8 protein-coding genes are annotated in these 16,622 nt (G+C 73.9%); all 8 read left to right on the top strand.

Annotated features, from left to right (window positions below):
- Complete coding sequence (locus tag JT723_RS36265) at positions 1-1,362, top strand: glycosyltransferase family 2 protein (RefSeq protein WP_205047298.1); 1,362 nt, start codon at positions 1-3, stop codon at positions 1,360-1,362.
- Positions 1,359-2,171: an HAD family hydrolase gene (locus JT723_RS36260; RefSeq protein WP_205047297.1), complete on the top strand. Its 813-nt coding sequence runs from the start codon at positions 1,359-1,361 to the stop codon at positions 2,169-2,171. The genes JT723_RS36265 and JT723_RS36260 overlap by 4 nt, the downstream gene beginning before the upstream one ends.
- Complete coding sequence (locus tag JT723_RS26365; protein ID WP_205047296.1) at positions 2,158-5,319, top strand: condensation domain-containing protein; 3,162 nt, start codon at positions 2,158-2,160, stop codon at positions 5,317-5,319. Before JT723_RS36260 ends, JT723_RS26365 begins: the two co-directional genes overlap by 14 nt.
- Positions 5,316-10,937, top strand: a complete 5,622-nt coding sequence (locus JT723_RS26360) for a non-ribosomal peptide synthetase/MFS transporter (RefSeq protein WP_205047295.1) — start codon at positions 5,316-5,318, stop codon at positions 10,935-10,937. The genes JT723_RS26365 and JT723_RS26360 overlap by 4 nt, the downstream gene beginning before the upstream one ends.
- A 176-nt stretch (positions 10,938-11,113) precedes the next feature.
- Positions 11,114-12,715: a class I adenylate-forming enzyme family protein gene (locus JT723_RS26355; RefSeq protein WP_251512980.1), complete on the top strand. Its 1,602-nt coding sequence runs from the start codon at positions 11,114-11,116 to the stop codon at positions 12,713-12,715.
- Positions 12,700-15,879, top strand: coding sequence for a non-ribosomal peptide synthetase (locus tag JT723_RS26350; RefSeq protein WP_205047294.1), 3,180 nt, complete (start codon positions 12,700-12,702; stop codon positions 15,877-15,879). The genes JT723_RS26355 and JT723_RS26350 overlap by 16 nt, the downstream gene beginning before the upstream one ends.
- Positions 15,876-16,178, top strand: coding sequence for a phosphopantetheine-binding protein (locus JT723_RS36255; RefSeq protein ID WP_205047293.1), 303 nt, complete (start codon positions 15,876-15,878; stop codon positions 16,176-16,178). The genes JT723_RS26350 and JT723_RS36255 overlap by 4 nt, the downstream gene beginning before the upstream one ends.
- Positions 16,175-16,622: alcohol dehydrogenase catalytic domain-containing protein (locus JT723_RS26340; protein WP_372441382.1), on the top strand; the 448-nt coding region annotated here is incomplete at its 3' end. The genes JT723_RS36255 and JT723_RS26340, both read left to right, overlap by 4 nt.

Here is a 16,622-nt window from a genome sequence, read left to right as displayed (position 1 = left end):
GTGATCATCCCGACCTACAACCAGGCCGACTGCCTGCAGTTGACCCTCGACTCGCTGACCCGGCAGAGCGCCGGGCGGGGTAGCTTCGAGGTGGTCGTGGTCGACGACGCCTCCGTGCAGGACGTCCACGCCGTGGTGCGCCGCCACGAGGCGGACCTGGACCTGCGCTACGTACGCCACGACGTCAACCGCGGCCGGTCGGCCGCCCGCAACTCCGGCGCCGCCGCCGCGAAGGGCGACCGCCTGCTGCTGATGGACGCCGACTCCATCGCCGCCCCCGACCTGGTCGGACACCACCTGCGGGCGCCCGGCGACACCGGCCCCGACGTGGTCTACGGGCGGCGGATCGAGCCGAGCTGGGGCACCTTCGCCGAACTGCGCCGCAATGGCGCGGTCCTGGACGAGCTCGCCCTCCTCCCGATGGAGGGCGACCACCGCGACCTGCCGCAGAGCGCCCCGGGCGACCCCGGCGAGCCCGCCGCCTCCGCCGGCCCCGGCGCCTTCGACGTCTACCGCCGGACCGGCTGGATGTTCGGCTTCACCCACAACCTCTCCCTGCCGCGCGAGCTGTACATGCAGGTCGGCGGCTTCGACGAGGCCTTCGTGCAGTGGGGTTACGAGGACACCGACTTCACCTACCGCATCTACCGGCACAACGGCCGCGACAGCAGCTGTTTCCGCTACGACCCGGCGGCCCTGTGTTACCACGCCCCGCACTTCCGGGACTGGACGACGGAATGGGAGAAGACCAAGCCGGTCCTGCCCTTCCTGGTCGACAAATACCGGCACTACGACATCGAGTTCTTCACCCACCCCTCCGACAACCACCGCCGGGTCGCCAGGACGCTGCCCTTCTACGAGGACTGCCGCGAATTCCTCCGCGACCACCCGGGCCGGGTCCCCGCCGACCGCGTGCGCAAGGCCGCGGATCTGCCGGACAACGCCAGCAGCCTGTGGATCGGCTTCGACCTCGCTGCGGCGGCCCTGGCAGGGCAGACCACCACCGTCGACCACGGAGCCGAGTTCGGCCCCGGCAACCCGCACCTCTTCGGCGTCCGCACGCCGTATGCGGACGGCTCCTTCGACTGCGCCGTCCACCTCGACCTGTGGCGGATGCTCACCCCGATCGACCTGTCCGCCCTGATCATGGACAGCCTGCGGGTCGCGGACTCGGCGCTGCTGGTGATGTCCAAGCACGTGCGCAGAGACCCCGCGGACGGCATCGGCATGATCGACGACCTCGGCTACTTCCTGTCGCTCGTCACGCCCCGCTACGAGGCCGCGGTGACGTACGACGACGAGGAGCTGGCCGTCGTACGGCTGGCCCGCCGTGGGGCGGACGCCGCCGGGGCCGTACGGTGAACGCCCCCGTAGCGGGCGTCGCCTTCGACCTCGACGGCACCCTGGTCGACCTCGAAGCCCTCCACCACGAGGCCTGGCTGGCCGCAGCCCGGCAGGCGGGCGTCCACCTCACCCGCGACCAGGCGCTCCAGCGGCTGCCGCACTTCGTCGGCGGCCCCGACCCCCAGGTGGCGGCCGAGATCGCCGCACTGGCGCCCGCAGCGGGTCCTGCGGTGCCGCCCGCGCAGACGCTCGCCGCCAAGCAGCGGTGCTTCGACGACCTGGCCGCCTCGGTCGAGGAGATCGCCCCGCGAGCCGGGGTCGGCGCGGTCCTCGACCGGCTGCGCGCCCTGGAGGTGCCCATCGCCGTGGGGACGGCGACCGAGCGGGGCGTCGCCCTTGCCGTCCTGCGCCGGGCGGGCCTGCTCGCGCTCTTCGGCGAGGCCAGGGTGGTGGCCGCGCGGGACGTGCCGCGGCTCAAGCCCGCGCCCGACGTCTACCTGGCCACCGCACAGCTGCTCGGGGTGCCGCCGCAACGGCAGCTGGTCTTCGAGGACTCGGTCACCGGCGCGCTGGCCGCCCGTGACGCGGGCAGCCGGGTCGTCGCCGTGCCCACGGTCCACGACCCGGACTACCTGCGGCGGTTCGAGGCGGCCGGCGCGGTGGCCGTCGTCCAGGACTGGCGGGCGCCCGGTCTGCTCCCGCTGCTCGACCGCCTGACGGCCGCGCCCGACGAGCCGCCGGCCGGCCGCGCGACCGGCCCGCAAGGGCGCGACGACCATCCGCACGGCGCAGAGGAGACCCCGGGAGCGGCGTATGTCCGAGCGTGACCGCGGCCCGCTGACGGCCGCGCAAAGGCGCCTGTGGTTCCTCAGCCGGCTCGACCCGGACGACCCCGCGTACAACATCTCCGCCTGCGTGCTGCTGCGCGGCGACCTCGACACCGCGCGCCTGGTGCGCGCCTTCGACAGCGTCGTCGCCGTCCACGAGTGCCTGCGCACGCGGTTCGTGGAGGAGGACGGCGAACCGCTGCAGGAGGTGCTCGCCCCGCGGGCGCTACCCGTGCACCATGCCGACGTCGCGGACCTGGCCGAGGCGCGGCGGGCCGTCGAGGAACTGGTCGCCAGGCCCTTCGACCTGGCGCAGGGCCATCTGATCAGGATCGGGCTGCTGCGGCTGAGCGCAACCGAGCACGTATTGTGCGCGGTCACGCACCACAGCGTCGGCGACGGCTGGTCGCTGAACCTGCTCTACCGGCAGGCCGCCGACGCCTACCGCGGCATCGCCCCCACCCCGCCCGGCATGCGCTACCTGGACCACGCCCGCGCCCACCAGGGCGACGACGAGGCGTCGACCGCGTACTGGAGGGCGGTCCTCGACCGGCCGCCGGTGCTGGAACTGCCGCTGGACAGGCCGCGCCCCGCCCGGCGCACTTCCGCCGGCATATGCGCAGAGCGGAGTTTCGACGACGAGACGTGGGAAATGGTGCAGCGCGTCGCACGCGAGCTGCGCTGCACCCCGTTCATGGTGCTGATGACCGCCTACCAGCTGACGCTGTCCCAGATCAGCGGACAGCAGGACCTGTGCGTGGCGACCGCGGTGGCGGGCCGGGACGACGTGGCGGCCGAGTCGGTGTTCGGCTACTTCGTCAGGATGCTGGTGCTGCGCGCCGACCTGTCCGGCGACATCACGGTGGGCGACCTGGTGCGGCGCACGCGGACCGCCTGCCTGGGCGCTTTCGCCCACCAGGAGGTGCCTTTCGAGCAGCTGGTCGCCGACCTGGGACTGGCCCGCGACCCGAGCCACAACCCCTTCTTCCAGGCGACGATGACCCTGCACTCCACGATGGACGTCTCTGCGACCGGCTTCGACGGCGCCGACGGCTTCGAAGGAGTGACAGCGGAGGGCTTCGGCGACGGCTCCCGGCGCACCCTCACCGACGTGGCGATGGACGTGTTCGTCACCCCGACGGCGATCAACGCCCGAGCGGGGCAGGCCAGGATGGACATCCTGCTGACCGCAGCCGCCGACCTCTTCGACGCCGCCACCGTCGAAGCGGCGGCCGACCGCTTCACCGCGGTGCTGCGCGTGGTCCTGGCCGACCTGGACGCCCCCGTACGGCAGTTGCCGCTCGTCGACGAGGCCGCCGCGGCCGAACTGCTCCGCATGGGCACCGGCCCCGCTGTCCCCGGCGGGCCGCCGCTGACCGATGCCGTCGAGCGGGCGGTCGCCGCCGCGCCTGAGGCGGTCGCCTTGCACAGCGGCACCGAGCAGGTCAGCTACCGGCAGTTGTGGGAGCGCTCCCGCGAACTGGCCGATGCATTGCAGGCCGCAGGCGTACGTCCCGGCCACCTGGTCGGCGTCGCCATGCCGCGCGGCCCCGAACAGATCGCCGCCCTCCTCGCGGCCTGGCGCAGCGGCGCGGGATACGTACCGCTCGACACCGCCCTGCCGGCGCCCCGCCGCGACCTGCTGGTCGAGCAGTCCGGGGTCGCAGCGGTCGTCACCCCCGACGGGATCACGCCGGGCGCGCACACGCCCGTACAGGCGCCGGGAGCCGCGTACGTGCTGTTCACGTCCGGTTCGACGGGCACCCCGAAGCCGGTTCTGGTCGGGCAGGCGGCACTGCGGGACCGCGTCGCCTGGATGGCGCAGGCGTACGGGACCGGCCCGGCCGACCTCGTGGTGCAGTTCGCCGCCCTGGGCTTCGACACCCACGCCGAGGAGATCTGGCCCACCCTGGCGTCCGGCGGCACCCTGGTGCTGCTGCCCGGCGGTACGCGGTCGCTGCCCGAGGTGCTGGCGGCGGAGCCGGCGATCACCGTGCTCGACCTGCCCACGGCCTACTGGCAGGCGCTGCTCGACCTCGACCCCGTGTGGCCGGCCGCACTGCGGCTGGTGATTCTCGGCGGCGAACAGGTCGACGCGGCCGCGGTCACCCGCTGGCGCGCACTGCACGGCGACCGGATCAGGCTCACCAACACCTACGGGCCGACCGAGGCCGGTGTCATCGCCACCGCCGTGGACCTGACGGACGGGGGACAGGACGGCCGCAGGCCGCCGATCGGCCGCCCGATCGGCGGGGTCCGCGCCTACCTGCTCGACCCGGCAGGACGGCTGGTCCCGCGCGGCTCGGCCGGTGAACTCTGCCTGGCCGGCGCCGGTCTCGCCGACGGCTACCCGGGCCGGCCCGACCTGACCGCCGAGCGCTTCCCGCCCGACCCGTACGGCGAGGGCCGGATGTACCGCACGGGCGACCGGGCGCGCTGGCGCCGGGACGCGCCCCTGCTGGAATTCCTCGGCCGCCTGGACCGACAGCTCAAGGTCCGCGGGGTCCGGATCGAACCCGGCGAGGTAGAGGCCGCCCTGACCACCCACCCGAGCGTCGGCCAGGCCGTGGTCACCGCGGCCGACCAGACCCTGGTCGCCTACGTGACCGGCACCGCCACAGCCGACGCCGTACGCGCCCACGCCGCGGAAGTGCTGCCCGCACTGCTGGTGCCCGGCGTCGTCATGGTGCTGCCCGCGCTCCCGCTCACCGCCAACGGCAAGGTCGATCTGGCCGCCCTCCCCGCTCCCGCGGCCGGCGACGACGTGCGGGCCGCTTTCCAGGCCCCGCGCACCGACGCCGAGCACCTGGTCGCCGCGATCTTCGGCGAGCTGCTTGGCCTCGACCAGGTGGGCGCCCGCGACGACTTCTTCGTGCTCGGCGGCCACTCACTGCTCGCCGTGCGGGCGATCGGCCGGCTGCGCGCGGCGGTCGGCCTGGACCTGCCGGTCCGCGCGATGTTCGAGCAGCCCACCGTCGAGGGCTTCGCACGGGCCGTGGAAGACGCGCTGGCCGCAGAGATCGAGAACCTGACCGACGACGAAGCGGCGGCGGAACTGGCCGTCCGAACGGGTGGGGTGGCGGCGGATTCATTCGCCACGACGAATGAGCCCGTGGCAGAGCCGGTCACCCGGGCGGTGGCGCGATGACCACCACGCCCGGAGAGCTGTCCGCCGCCAAACGGTCCCTGTTGGCCGCCCGGCTGCGCCAGGCCGCGGCTTCCCCCGCCGCCCCCGCTGCCCCCGCCGAGGTGATCCCGGCGCGCCCGCCCGGCACCGCCGTACCGCTGTCCCCGGCGCAGGAGCGGCTGTGGTTCATGGAGCAGTACGCGCCCGGCACCGCCGCGTACACCGTGCCCGTCGTGCTGCGGCTGCGCGGCGGCATCGACGCGGGTGCGCTCGGTGCCGCGCTCGACGCGGTCGCGGCGCGCCACGAGAGCCTGCGGATGCGTTTCGCCGCCACCGACGACGGGCGCCCGGAGCTGCACATAGCCGAGGCCGTGGCGATCGCGCCGGACACCGCCGACGCGGAAGGCGCCGACCCGGCGGCACGGGAGACGTGGGTACGTGCCGCGGTTGCCGCGCGCCTTGCCGAGCCGTTCGACCTGGCGCGCGGCCCGCTGCTGCGCGCGGCCCTCTTCACCCTGGAACCCGGCGACCAGGTACTCGTGCTGACGGTGCACCACATCGTCTGTGACGGCTGGTCGGCGGAACTGCTCGTCGGCGAACTGCTCGACCAGCTCACCTCCGGCGCCACGACCGCCCCGCCGCTGCGCATGCAGTACGGCGACTACGCCCTGTGGCAGCGCGACCGGCTGCGGCAGCGGCTCGCCGACGGCGCCCAGGAGCGCGACGTCGCCTACTGGCGCGACCGCCTCGCCGGGCTGCCCCCGCTCGACCTGCCCACCGACCTGCCGCGCCCCGCACGGCCCACCTTCCGCGGCGCGCCGGTCGGCGTCCGCCTCGACGAGGCGGCGACCGCGGCCCTGCGGCGGACGGCACTCGGCCAGGGCGCGACCCTCTACATGGCGGTGCTCGCCGCCTATGCGGCGGTGCTCTCCCGCTACGCCCGGCAGGACGACTTCGCGGTCGGCTCACCGCAGGCGGGGCGTACGCACCCGGAGCTGGAGCCGCTGATCGGCATGTTCGTCAGCATGCTCGTCACCCGCGTGGACACGGCGGGCGACCCGACCTTCACCGAGCTGGTCACCCGCGTACGGGACACGGTGCTGGACGGTTACGCGCACCAGGAGCTGCCGTTCGAGCAGCTGGTCACCGAACTGGACGTGGAACGCGACACCGCCAGGTCGGCGATCTTCCAGGCGGCCTTGTCCATGCGCACCCCGAGGGCGGCCGCACGCCCGGCCTCCGACGCCCGCCCCGACGCCGACCGCCCCGCCGCTCACCCGATCGAAGTCGAGCCGTTCGTGGTCGACGTCGTCGCGACCCGCTTCGACCTGGAGCTGGACCTGGTCGCCGGGGACACGCTGTCCGGCGCGCTCATCTACAGCCGCGACCTCTTCGACGGCGAGACGGTGCAGCGTATCGCCGAGACGTTCGGGCGTTTCGCGGGCGAGGCCGCACACGACCCGGACCGGCCGCTGAGCGCACTGTTCGCCGCCGCGGGCGGCGCGGCACCCGCCGCGTGGAACGACACCGGCGCGGACTTCCCCGACGACGCCACCCTGCACGGCCTGGTGCTGGCCAGAGCCGCGGCCGCGCCCGCCGCGCCCGCCGTCGTCTTCGAGGGCGCCGTCCTGACATACGGCCAACTGGCTGAGCGCGCCCACCGCGTCGCCGCCCGGCTGCGCCTTGCGGGCGCGCAGACCGGCCGGATCGTCGCCGTGTGCGCGCACCGCGGCCCGGACCTGGTCGCCGCCCTGCTCGGCGTGCTCATCTCGGGCGCCGCCTACCTGCCGCTCGACCCGGACCACCCGGTGGACCGGCTCGGCTTCATGCTCGCCGACGCCGAACCCGTCGCCGTACTGACCGCGGGAACGGCCCGCGACGCCCTGCCGCCGACCGCGTGCCCGGTGCTCGACCTGGGCGAAGCCCAAGACCTCGACCCCGACCTCGACGGCGCCGGCACTTCCCGGACCGCGGGACCCGCGGCCGGCCCCGGCGACCCCGCCTACGTCATCTACACCTCGGGCTCCACCGGCCGTCCCAAGGGCGTCGTCAACGGCCACCGCGGTGTCGTCAACCGGCTGCACTGGATGCAACGCCGCTTCCGCCTGACCGCCGCCGACACCGTCCTGCAGAAGACCCCCGCCGGATTCGACGTGTCGGTCTGGGAGTTCTTCTGGCCGCTGCTCACCGGCGCCAGGCTGGTGCTGGCCCGGCCCGACGGGCACAAGGACGCGGGCTACCTGCGCGACCTGATCGCCGCCGAGGGCGTCACCACGGCGCACTTCGTGCCGTCGATGCTCGCGGTCTTCCTGGCCGAGGACGGCGGTGAGAGGTGCGGCACCCTGCGCCGGGTCATATGCAGCGGCGAGGAGCTGCCCGTCGACCTGGCGCTGCGCACCCTGGCGGCGCTGCCCGACGCGGAGGTGCACAACCTCTACGGCCCCACCGAGGCCGCCATCGACGTGACCGCCCACCAGTGCACCGTGGAGGGCCTGACAGGCCGCGCCAGGGTGCCCATCGGCGCCCCCATCGACAACATGCGCGTCCACGTCCTGGACGAGCAGGCACGGCCGCTGCCGGTGGGTGTGCCGGGCGAGCTGTACCTGTCCGGCGTGGGCCTGGCCCACGGCTATCTGCGGCGGCCCGAGCTGACGGCGGAGAAGTTCGTGCCGGGACCCGGCGGGCAGCGCAGCTACCGCACCGGGGACCTGGCCAGATGGCTCCCTGACGGGACGCTGGAGTTCCTCGGGCGCATTGACAGCCAGGTCAAGCTGCGCGGCCTGCGCATCGAACTCGGCGAGATCGAGGCGGCCCTGCGCGAGCAGCCGGGGGTGCGCGACGCGGCCGTCACCGTACGGGAGGACACACCGGGCGACCGGCGGCTCGCCGCGTACCTGGTGGCCGAGCCGGGGGACCCGGCTGCCCCGCCGGACCCGCTGCCGGACACCACCGCGCTGCGTAGCGCTCTCAAGCGGCGGCTCCCCGACTACATGGTGCCCGCCACCTTCGACGTGCTGCCCGCCCTCCCCCTGAGCCCCAACGGCAAGCTCGACCGCCGCAGGCTGCCCGCGCCCGTACGGGTCCGCGACATCGCCGCCACATATGCCGAGCCGAACACCGCGACCGAGATCCTCATCGCCGAGCTGTGGGCCGAACTGCTTGGGGTGCCCAGGATCGGCCTGGACGACGACTTCTTCGACCTCGGCGGGCACTCCCTGCTGGCCGTGCAGGTCGTCGCCGCACTGCGCCGGGCGGTCGGCGCCGGTGTCACGGTCATGGACCTCTTCGCCCAGCGCACCGTCCGCGACCTCGCAGGACTCGTCGACGTACCCCTCGACCGGCGCGGCCCCCGCGATCTCGTGCACCGGCTGACCCGCCCCATGCCGGCCGCTCAGCGCGTCCGCACCCTGGTCTGCGCGCCCTACGGCGGCGGCAGCGCCGTCGTCTACCAGCCGCTTGCCGACGCCATGCCCGCCGGGCACGCGCTGTACTCCATCGCCATCCCCGGCCATGACGTCGGCCTTGACGAGGCGTCACTGCCCCTGGAGGACCTGGCTGAGCGCTGCTGCACCGAGATCCTCGCCAAGGTCGAAGGGCCGCTCGCGCTGTACGGCCACTGCGGTGTCGGCTCGGCGCTCATCATCGAGATCGCCCGCCGCCTGGAGAGCGCAGGCCGGGACGTGGACGCCGTCTACATCGGCGCCATCTTCCCCTTCGCCCGGCCCCGCAACCGCCTCTGGTCGGCCCTGTCACGCGCTGCCCGTATGGAGTCGCTGCGCTCCGACACCCTCTACACCAACTGGCTCACCGGCCTCGGCGTCGACATGAACGACCTCGAACCCGACCAGGCCCGCCACCTGATCCGCACCATGCGCCAGGACTCCGACAATGCCGAGGAGTACTACACCGAGCTGATGCACTCCGGCACGCAGCGGCTGCGCGCACCGATCATCAGCGTGGTCGGCGACCGGGACCCTGCCACCGAATTCCACGCGGAGCGCTTCACCGAGTGGCATTTCCTCACCGATCGCACGGCCTTGGTGGTCCTCGACGAGGCCGGGCACTTCTACCTCAAGTGGCGGGCCGCTGAACTGGCCGACATCGTCACCGGCGTCCACCCAGCCGTGGCCGAGGAGCGCACCGAGCCGCTGACGCGGCCCGCCCGCGGCGAACGCGCCACCTGGTGGCTGCACGGCACCTCGCGCTCGGCCCGCCCCGTCGCACCCACCGGGCCGCAGCCCAGCATGGGACGCTTCCTGGTCGTCGCCTTCGCCCAACTCGTGTCGCTGCTCGGCTCGACCCTCACCGACGTGGCCCTGCCGCTGTGGGTGCTCGACAAGACCGGGTCCGTTCTGAACTTCGCCCTGCTCGCGGTCGCGGGGCTCGTCCCCAGCCTGCTGGCGATGCCGCTGGCCGGCGCCATCGTGGACCGGCACAGCAGACGGCGCGTCATGCTGTGCGGCGACATCGGGGCGGGCGGCACCCAACTGCTGCTCGGCATACTGCTGTGGACCGGCTCGCTGCAGACGTGGCATATATACCCGTTGCTCGCCATGCTCTCGGTGGCGCTGACCTTCCAGCGGCTCGCCTACAGCTCGGCAATACCGCAGCTCGTCCCCAAGCAGTACCTGGGCCACGCCAACGGCGTCGTGCAGATGGTCGGCGGCGGCGCCACCGCCTTGATGCCGCTGCTGTCGGTGGCGCTGCTCGCGGTCATCGGGCTCGGCGGCATCCTCGTCATCGACGTAGCCAGTTACGCCGTCGCCGTGGCGATCGTGCTGCTCGTCCCCTTCCCCCGGATGCTGGCCTGGCGGCGCAAGGAGCCGCTGGGCAAGGAGATACGCGAAGGCATCCGCTTCTCCTGGGGCCACCGCGGCTTCCGCTCCATGCTGCTCTTCTTCATGGTCCTCAACGTCTTCCTGTCGCCGCTGTTCTTGATGGTGACTCCGCTGGTGCTGGCCTTCGCCGACCTGCACCAGGTCGCCGAGGTGTCGGTCGCCGGCGGGGTGGGGGCGCTGCTCGGCGGCCTGGCCATGACCGTGTGGGGCGGGCCGCGGCACCGGCGGCTGCACACGGTGCTGTGCTGCGCGCTGCTGCTGGCAGCCTTCTGCGTGGTGGTCAGCCTGCGCCCCGCGGTATGGGTGATCGCGGCCGGCTCCTTCGGCATGTCGCTGGCACTGGTGCTGCTCAACGGCGTCTATACGACGATCGTGCAGGTCAAGGTGCCGCAGCGATTCCACGGCCGGGTCTTCGCCGTCAACACCGTGATCGCCTGGTCCACCCTGCCCATCGGCTGGGCCGTCCTGGGACCGACCGGCTCGCACCTGCTGCAGCCGCTCATGGACCCGGGCGGCGCCCTGTCCGGCACCTTCGGCCGCGTCCTGGGCACCGGACCCGGCCGCGGCATCGCCCTGCTCTATCTGCTGCTCGCCGTCGCCATCGCCGCCGTGGCCCTCACCGCGATGCGGCTGCCGCGGACGGCCCGCTTCGACGACGAGGTCCCGGACGCCCGTCCCGACGACGAGGTGGGGGCGGAGACCGTACGGGCGCGCGTCGAGTCGACGCAGGAGGCAGCCGAGGCGAGGGAGGCGGCCGAGGGGGCCGCACCGGGTGCGCCGGTCGGACAGGGGGCGCGATGACCAACGGGGAAGGCGGAGCGATGGGCATACCGGCGGATCGTGCGACCGGTACACCGGCGGGTGGTGCGACGAACGTACGAGCCGCTGGTACGGCGCGAGCATCGGCCGGTGCCGGTGCCGGTGCCGGTGCCGGTGCCGGTGCCGGTGCCGGTGGCCGCAGCCGCCCCGGCGGCGGGGTGAGCGTACGCCGTTTGCCGCCGGTCGCGCTGACCGTGCCGCGGCTGCTCGCCGCCCGGGCGGCGGCGGAGCCCGAGCACGTCGCGGTCCAGCAGGGCGGCGCCACGCTCGACCTGGCCCGGTGGCAGGCCAGGACGCAGGCTGTCGCGGCAGGGCTTCGGGCGGCCGGAGTACGGGTCGGCGACCGCGTCGGGCTGCTGTACGGCGCCCGGGACTGGATCGGCTACGTCTGCGCGTATATGGGCGTGCTCGCCGCAGGGGCCGTCGCCGTACCCATGTCGACCAGGGCCGCACCCGACGAGGTCGCGTACATGCTGGAGCACAGCGGCGCCACAGCCCTGCTGCACGGACAGGACGCGGCCCGCTTCGACGCGCGGGTCCGGCTGCGCTGGGGCCCCGACGAGGTCGCGGAACTGCCCGACGCGGCACCAGGAGACGGCCCGCGGCCCGGCGACCCGGCGCAGATCCTCTACACCTCCGGCACCACCGGCCGGCCCAAGGGCGTCATCGCCGCGCACGCCAACCTCACCCACGGCGCCCGCCTCGACCCGCCGCTGCGCACCCTGGCCCACTCCCGGCAGTTCCTGCACGCCTTCCCGATCGGCACCAACGCGGGGCAGACCATGCTGTTCAACGCCCTCACCGCGCACGCCGGGATGCTGGTGACCGCGCGGTTCGGCCCCGAGCACTTCGCCCGGCTGATCGAGCAGCAGCAGGTGGGCAGCGTCTTCGTCGTACCGGCGATGGCGATCGAACTGCTGGCGTCAGGGGCGCTGGAGCGGCATGACACGTCCGGTGTGGTGCTGTTCGGCTCGACGGCCGCCGCCCTGCCGCCGGCGGTCGCCTCAGGGCTCGCTGCGGCGCTGCCAGGCGCCACGATCGTCAACTACTACACCTCGACCGAGGCCGCGCCGACCCAGACCAGCATGATCTTCAGCCAGGAGCGCCCCGCCGCCATCGGCCTCGCCGTCGCAGGGGGCGCGCTGCGGGTGTGTGACGAGGCCGGGCAGCCCTGCCCCGCGGGGGTGACCGGCGAGGTGTGGATGCGCAGCGCGGGTGCCCCCCGCGCCTACCTCAACGACGCCGCCGCCACCTCGCAGGTCTTCAGAGCCGGCTGGACCCGGATGGGCGACATCGGCTACCTGGACGCCGACGGCTACCTCTTCCTGGTCGACCGGGAGAGCGACGTCATCAAGAGCGGCGCGGACAAGGTCTCCACCATCGCCGTCGAGGCGGCCCTGCACGAGCACCCCGACATCGTCGAGGCGTCCGTCTTCGGCCTGCCCGACCCCGTACTCGGCCTTGCGCCTGCCGCAGCCCTCGTCACCACCCGCGACCTGCGGCTCGCCGACGTGCGCCGCTTCCTCGCCACCCGGCTGGCCGGCCATGAGCAGCCCAGCAGGATCGTCCGCGTCGCCGAACTGCCCCGCAATGCGGGCGGAAAGGTCGTCAAGAGCCGGCTGCGTGCGCTTTTCGACCGGGCCGCCACCGCTGCCCATGCCGACCCGGAGGCCGGACCCGCGGCGTCGAATTCCTCAGCAATACCAAGCGCATCGGAAACGTCAGGACAGGAGGCGGCGAAACCATGGCCGAAGCAGTGACCGGCATCCCGATGACCCCCGCCCAGCAGGGGCTGTGGTTCGCCGAGCGGGCCATCGGGGCCGCGGCGGCGTATCTGGTGCCCGCGGTGGTGACCGCGCCCGGCGGAGCGGATTCCGCGGCGATCGACGCGGCATGGGCCGCGCTGGCCGAGCGGCACCCGCTGCTCGCCGCGACCGTCGCCGAGGCGGCCGGCGAACCGCTGCTCTTCCCCGGCGTGCCCGCCCCGGTCGCGCACCGCGACGTCAGCGCCGCCGAACTGCGCTCAGTCCTGGCCGCGGAAGTCGCCACCGGCTTCGACTTCGCCGACTCCGCGGACCGGGCCGGGCCGTTCGCACGCTGCCTGGTGCTGCGGGTCGACGACGGCCGCACCGTCGTGTCGGTCGTCGCGCACCACCTGGTCCTCGACGGGCTCGGCCGCGACATGCTCGTCGCCGACCTGGGCGCGGCGGTCGCCGGTACGCCCCTCGGCCCCGGATCCCTCGACCGCTTCGCCGGCTTCGCACAGGCGCAGGCCGAACGCGTCGCAGACGCCCTGCCCGCGGCCCGCGACTTCTGGGCGGCACGTCCCGCCCCGCCCGCCGAGGTCGTGCTCCCCGGGCTCGCGGCGACCCCGAGCGCAGCCGAGGACGCCACCCACCTCGACCTCGCCTGGGACGGCGAACTGGACGCCGCCCTGACCGCGGGCGCCGCGGCGCTCGGGGCGACCCGATTCGAGGTGCTGCTCGCGGGCATCCACGGCCTGCTCGCCCGGTACGGCAACACCGCAGGCTCGGTGGCCGTGGACGTCTCCACGCGGCGCCCGGAAATGGCGGGCGAGATGGGCATGTGGGTCAACGAACTGCCCGTCACCCTCACCGCCGACCTGGAACGCCCCTTCGGCCGGCTGGTGCGCGAGGTGAGGGCCGAGGCCCGCGAGGTCTACGGCCACCGTGAGGTGCCCTTCGGCCGCGCGGTCGCAGGGCTGCCGCCGCGCCTGGCCATGGCGCCGGTCTCGACCAGCTACATACGGCTCCGCCCCGACTCGCCCGGCCAGGACGCGTCCCCCGTCGAGCGGCTGTTCGCCACGGCGACAGTCCGCGCCGCCATGCACCTGCACTTCATCGACACCCCCGACGGGCTCACCGGGCGCATCCACGTACCGACGCGGCTGCTGCCGGCCGCCGACGCCGAGCGGATCATCGGACATCTGCGCGCCCTGCTCACCGCCGGACTGGCCGAGCCCGACCGGCCGCTCGGCGACCTGGACCTGCTGCTGCCCGCCGAGCGGGCACTGCTGGAGCGGGTCAACGACACCGCAAGGCCGCGCCCCGCCACCACCGTCCTCGACCTGGTCAGGTCCGCAGCCGACGCCACCCCCGACGCGGTCGCGGTGTCGGGCGACGGCGGCACCTGGACGTACCGCGAACTCGTCGGCGCCGCCCACCGGATCGGCAACGGGCTGCGGCGGCGCGGGGTCGGCTCCGGCGACGTCGTCGGGCTGTGCGCCCACCGGCACGTCGAACTCGTCGCCGGCCTGCTCGGCATCCTCGCCGCCGGCGCCGCCTACCTGCCGCTCGACCCGGCCTCGCCCGCGTCCCGGCTCGGCTATATCACGACCGATGCCGGGGCCAAGCTGGTGCTCGGCGATACGGAGGCGATGGCGGCGCTCGGGGCGGGCGCCCGATCGGAGGCATCAGGCGCGGCCGGCTCCGAGCCGGGTGCGGCCGCTGCGGGTGCCTACGAGTCGGCTGCCTCCGACCTGCCCGCCCTGGACCTGCTGGCGCTCGACGGGCTCACCGCCTTCGCCGCCGAGCCCGAGACGCCGCCCACCGCGACCGAGCCCGACGGGCTCGCGTACGTCATCTACACCTCGGGCTCGACCGGCCGCCCCAAGGGAGTCGAGGTCGGGCACGCGGCACTGGCCAACGTCGTCGCGGCCATCGGCGAGCTGATCGGCTCCGCGCCGGGCGACCGCTGGCTCAACCTCACCACCCTGTCCTTCGACATCAGCGGCCTGGAGATCTTCGCCCCGCTCACCACCGGGGGCCGCGTCGTGGTCGCCGCCGACGCGGCCGTACGCGAGGGCGCCGCGCTGGCCCGCCTCGTCGCCGACGCCGGCATCACCCACGTCCAGGCCACGCCGTCCAGCTGGCAGCTGCTGCTCGACGCCGGCTGGACCGGCGCCCGTATCACCGCCCTGTGCGGCGGCGAGGCGCTCCCGCTCCCGCTGGCGAGGCGGCTGCGCCCGCTCGTCGACCGCATGGTCAACGTCTACGGGCCGACCGAAACCACCATCTGGTCCACCGCCTCCGACATCCCCGCCGACCCCGAACGGGTGACCATCGGCGGGCCGCTCGCCAACACCACGCTGCAGGTCCTGGACACCCGGCTGCGTCCCGTTCCGGTCGGAGTGCCGGGGGAACTGTGCATCGGCGGCGCCGGGCTGGCCCGCGGCTACCGGGGGCGGCCGGACCTCACCGCCGAGCGCTTCGTGACCGACCCGGCCGGCCTGCGCTGCTACCGCACGGGCGACCTTGTCCGGCTCGGCTCCGACGGCCGCTTCGACTTCCTGGGCAGGGCCGACGACCAGGTCAAGCTGCGCGGCCACCGCATCGAGCCCGGCGAGATCGAGCGCACGCTGCTCAATGCGCCCGGCGTCGCCCAGGCGGCGGTGGCGGTACGCGACGGGGAGCTGGCCGCGTATCTGGTGGGGGAGGGCGGGACCGCGGCGGGCGGCGGGCTGGCGCCGGTACGCGGCTACGCCGCCGAGCATCTGCCGCGGTACATGATCCCGCGCGACTTCCGCTGGCTGGCGGAGCTGCCCCGCACGTTCAACGGCAAGCTCGACCGCGCCGCCCTTCCCGCGCCGCTCGACCTCCCCGACCCGTCCGCCCCTTCCGGCGCCGAGGGGGCGGGCTCCGACGCGGACCTGACCGCGGACCTGACGGCGGACCTGACCGCGGTTGTGACCGCCATCTGGGCGGAGGTGCTGCGGGTGGACGACTTCGCGCCCGGCGTGACGCTCTTCGACCTGGGCGGCCACTCGCTGACGATCATGCAGATCATCGCCCGCATCCGGGAGCGGCTGGGCGTCGAGGTGCCCTTCGACGCCTTCTTCGACACCCCGACCATCGACGGGGTGGTCAGCGCCGTCGACGAACTGCGACAGGAGGAGCCCGAGTGACCGCCGCAGAACTGTACTCGCACCCAGACCCCCACCCTCCCCTCCACCGCGAGCTGGCCGACCTGGTCGTCGAGGCCAGCGACGGCCAGATCAGCGCGGCGGAGGCGCTACAGGACGAGCCCGAGCCGCTGGGGCTGCTCGGCCTGACGTCGCTGGGGTTCGTACGGCTGATCCAGGCCGTCGAGAGCCGCTACGGCGTCGTCGTGGAGATGGACGACGACCTGTCCGCCCTCGACACCGTGCCCGCACTGGCCGACTACCTGCGCGAGCGCGGTGCCGGCGGAAGGAGACTGCCGTGAAGGAGATCCTTGACGCCATCACCTCCGGCTGCGCAAGTACCGAGGATTTCGCCGCCCTGCAGCTGCCGGAGAGCTACCGGGCCGCCACGCTGCACAAGAGCGAAGCCGACATGTTCGAGGGCATGGCGTCGGTGGACAAGGACCCGCGCAAGTCGATCCACCTGGACGAGGTGCCGGTGCCCGAGCTGGGTCCCGGCGAGGCGCTGATCGCGGTGATGGCGTCGTCGGTGAACTACAACACCGTGTGGTCCTCGATCTTCGAGCCGGTGCCGACCTTCGCCTTCCTGGAGCGGTACGGCCGCCGCTCACCGCTGGGCCGGCGGCACGACCTGCCGTACCACGTGATCGGCTCGGACCTGTCGGGCGTCGTGCTCCGTACCGGCCCCGGCGTCAACGCCTGGCAGCCGGGAAAGGAAGTGGTCGCTCACTGCCTGTCGGTGGAGC

Origin of the sequence: Actinacidiphila bryophytorum (assembly GCF_016916835.1) — a bacterium.
GTDB classification, from domain to species: Bacteria; Actinomycetota; Actinomycetes; order Streptomycetales; family Streptomycetaceae; genus Actinacidiphila; species Actinacidiphila bryophytorum.
The sequence above is the reverse complement of the archived record's forward strand: the minus strand, read 5'-3'. Positions and strand labels throughout refer to the sequence as shown.

Coding starts and splice junctions, on each gene's coding strand:
- JT723_RS26360 (WP_205047295.1), top strand. CDS start 5,316: ATGACCACCACGCCCGGAGAGCTGTCCGCCGCCAAACGGTCCCTGTTG.
- JT723_RS26365 (WP_205047296.1), top strand. CDS start 2,158: ATGTCCGAGCGTGACCGCGGCCCGCTGACGGCCGCGCAAAGGCGCCTG.
- JT723_RS26350 (WP_205047294.1), top strand. CDS start 12,700: ATGGCCGAAGCAGTGACCGGCATCCCGATGACCCCCGCCCAGCAGGGG.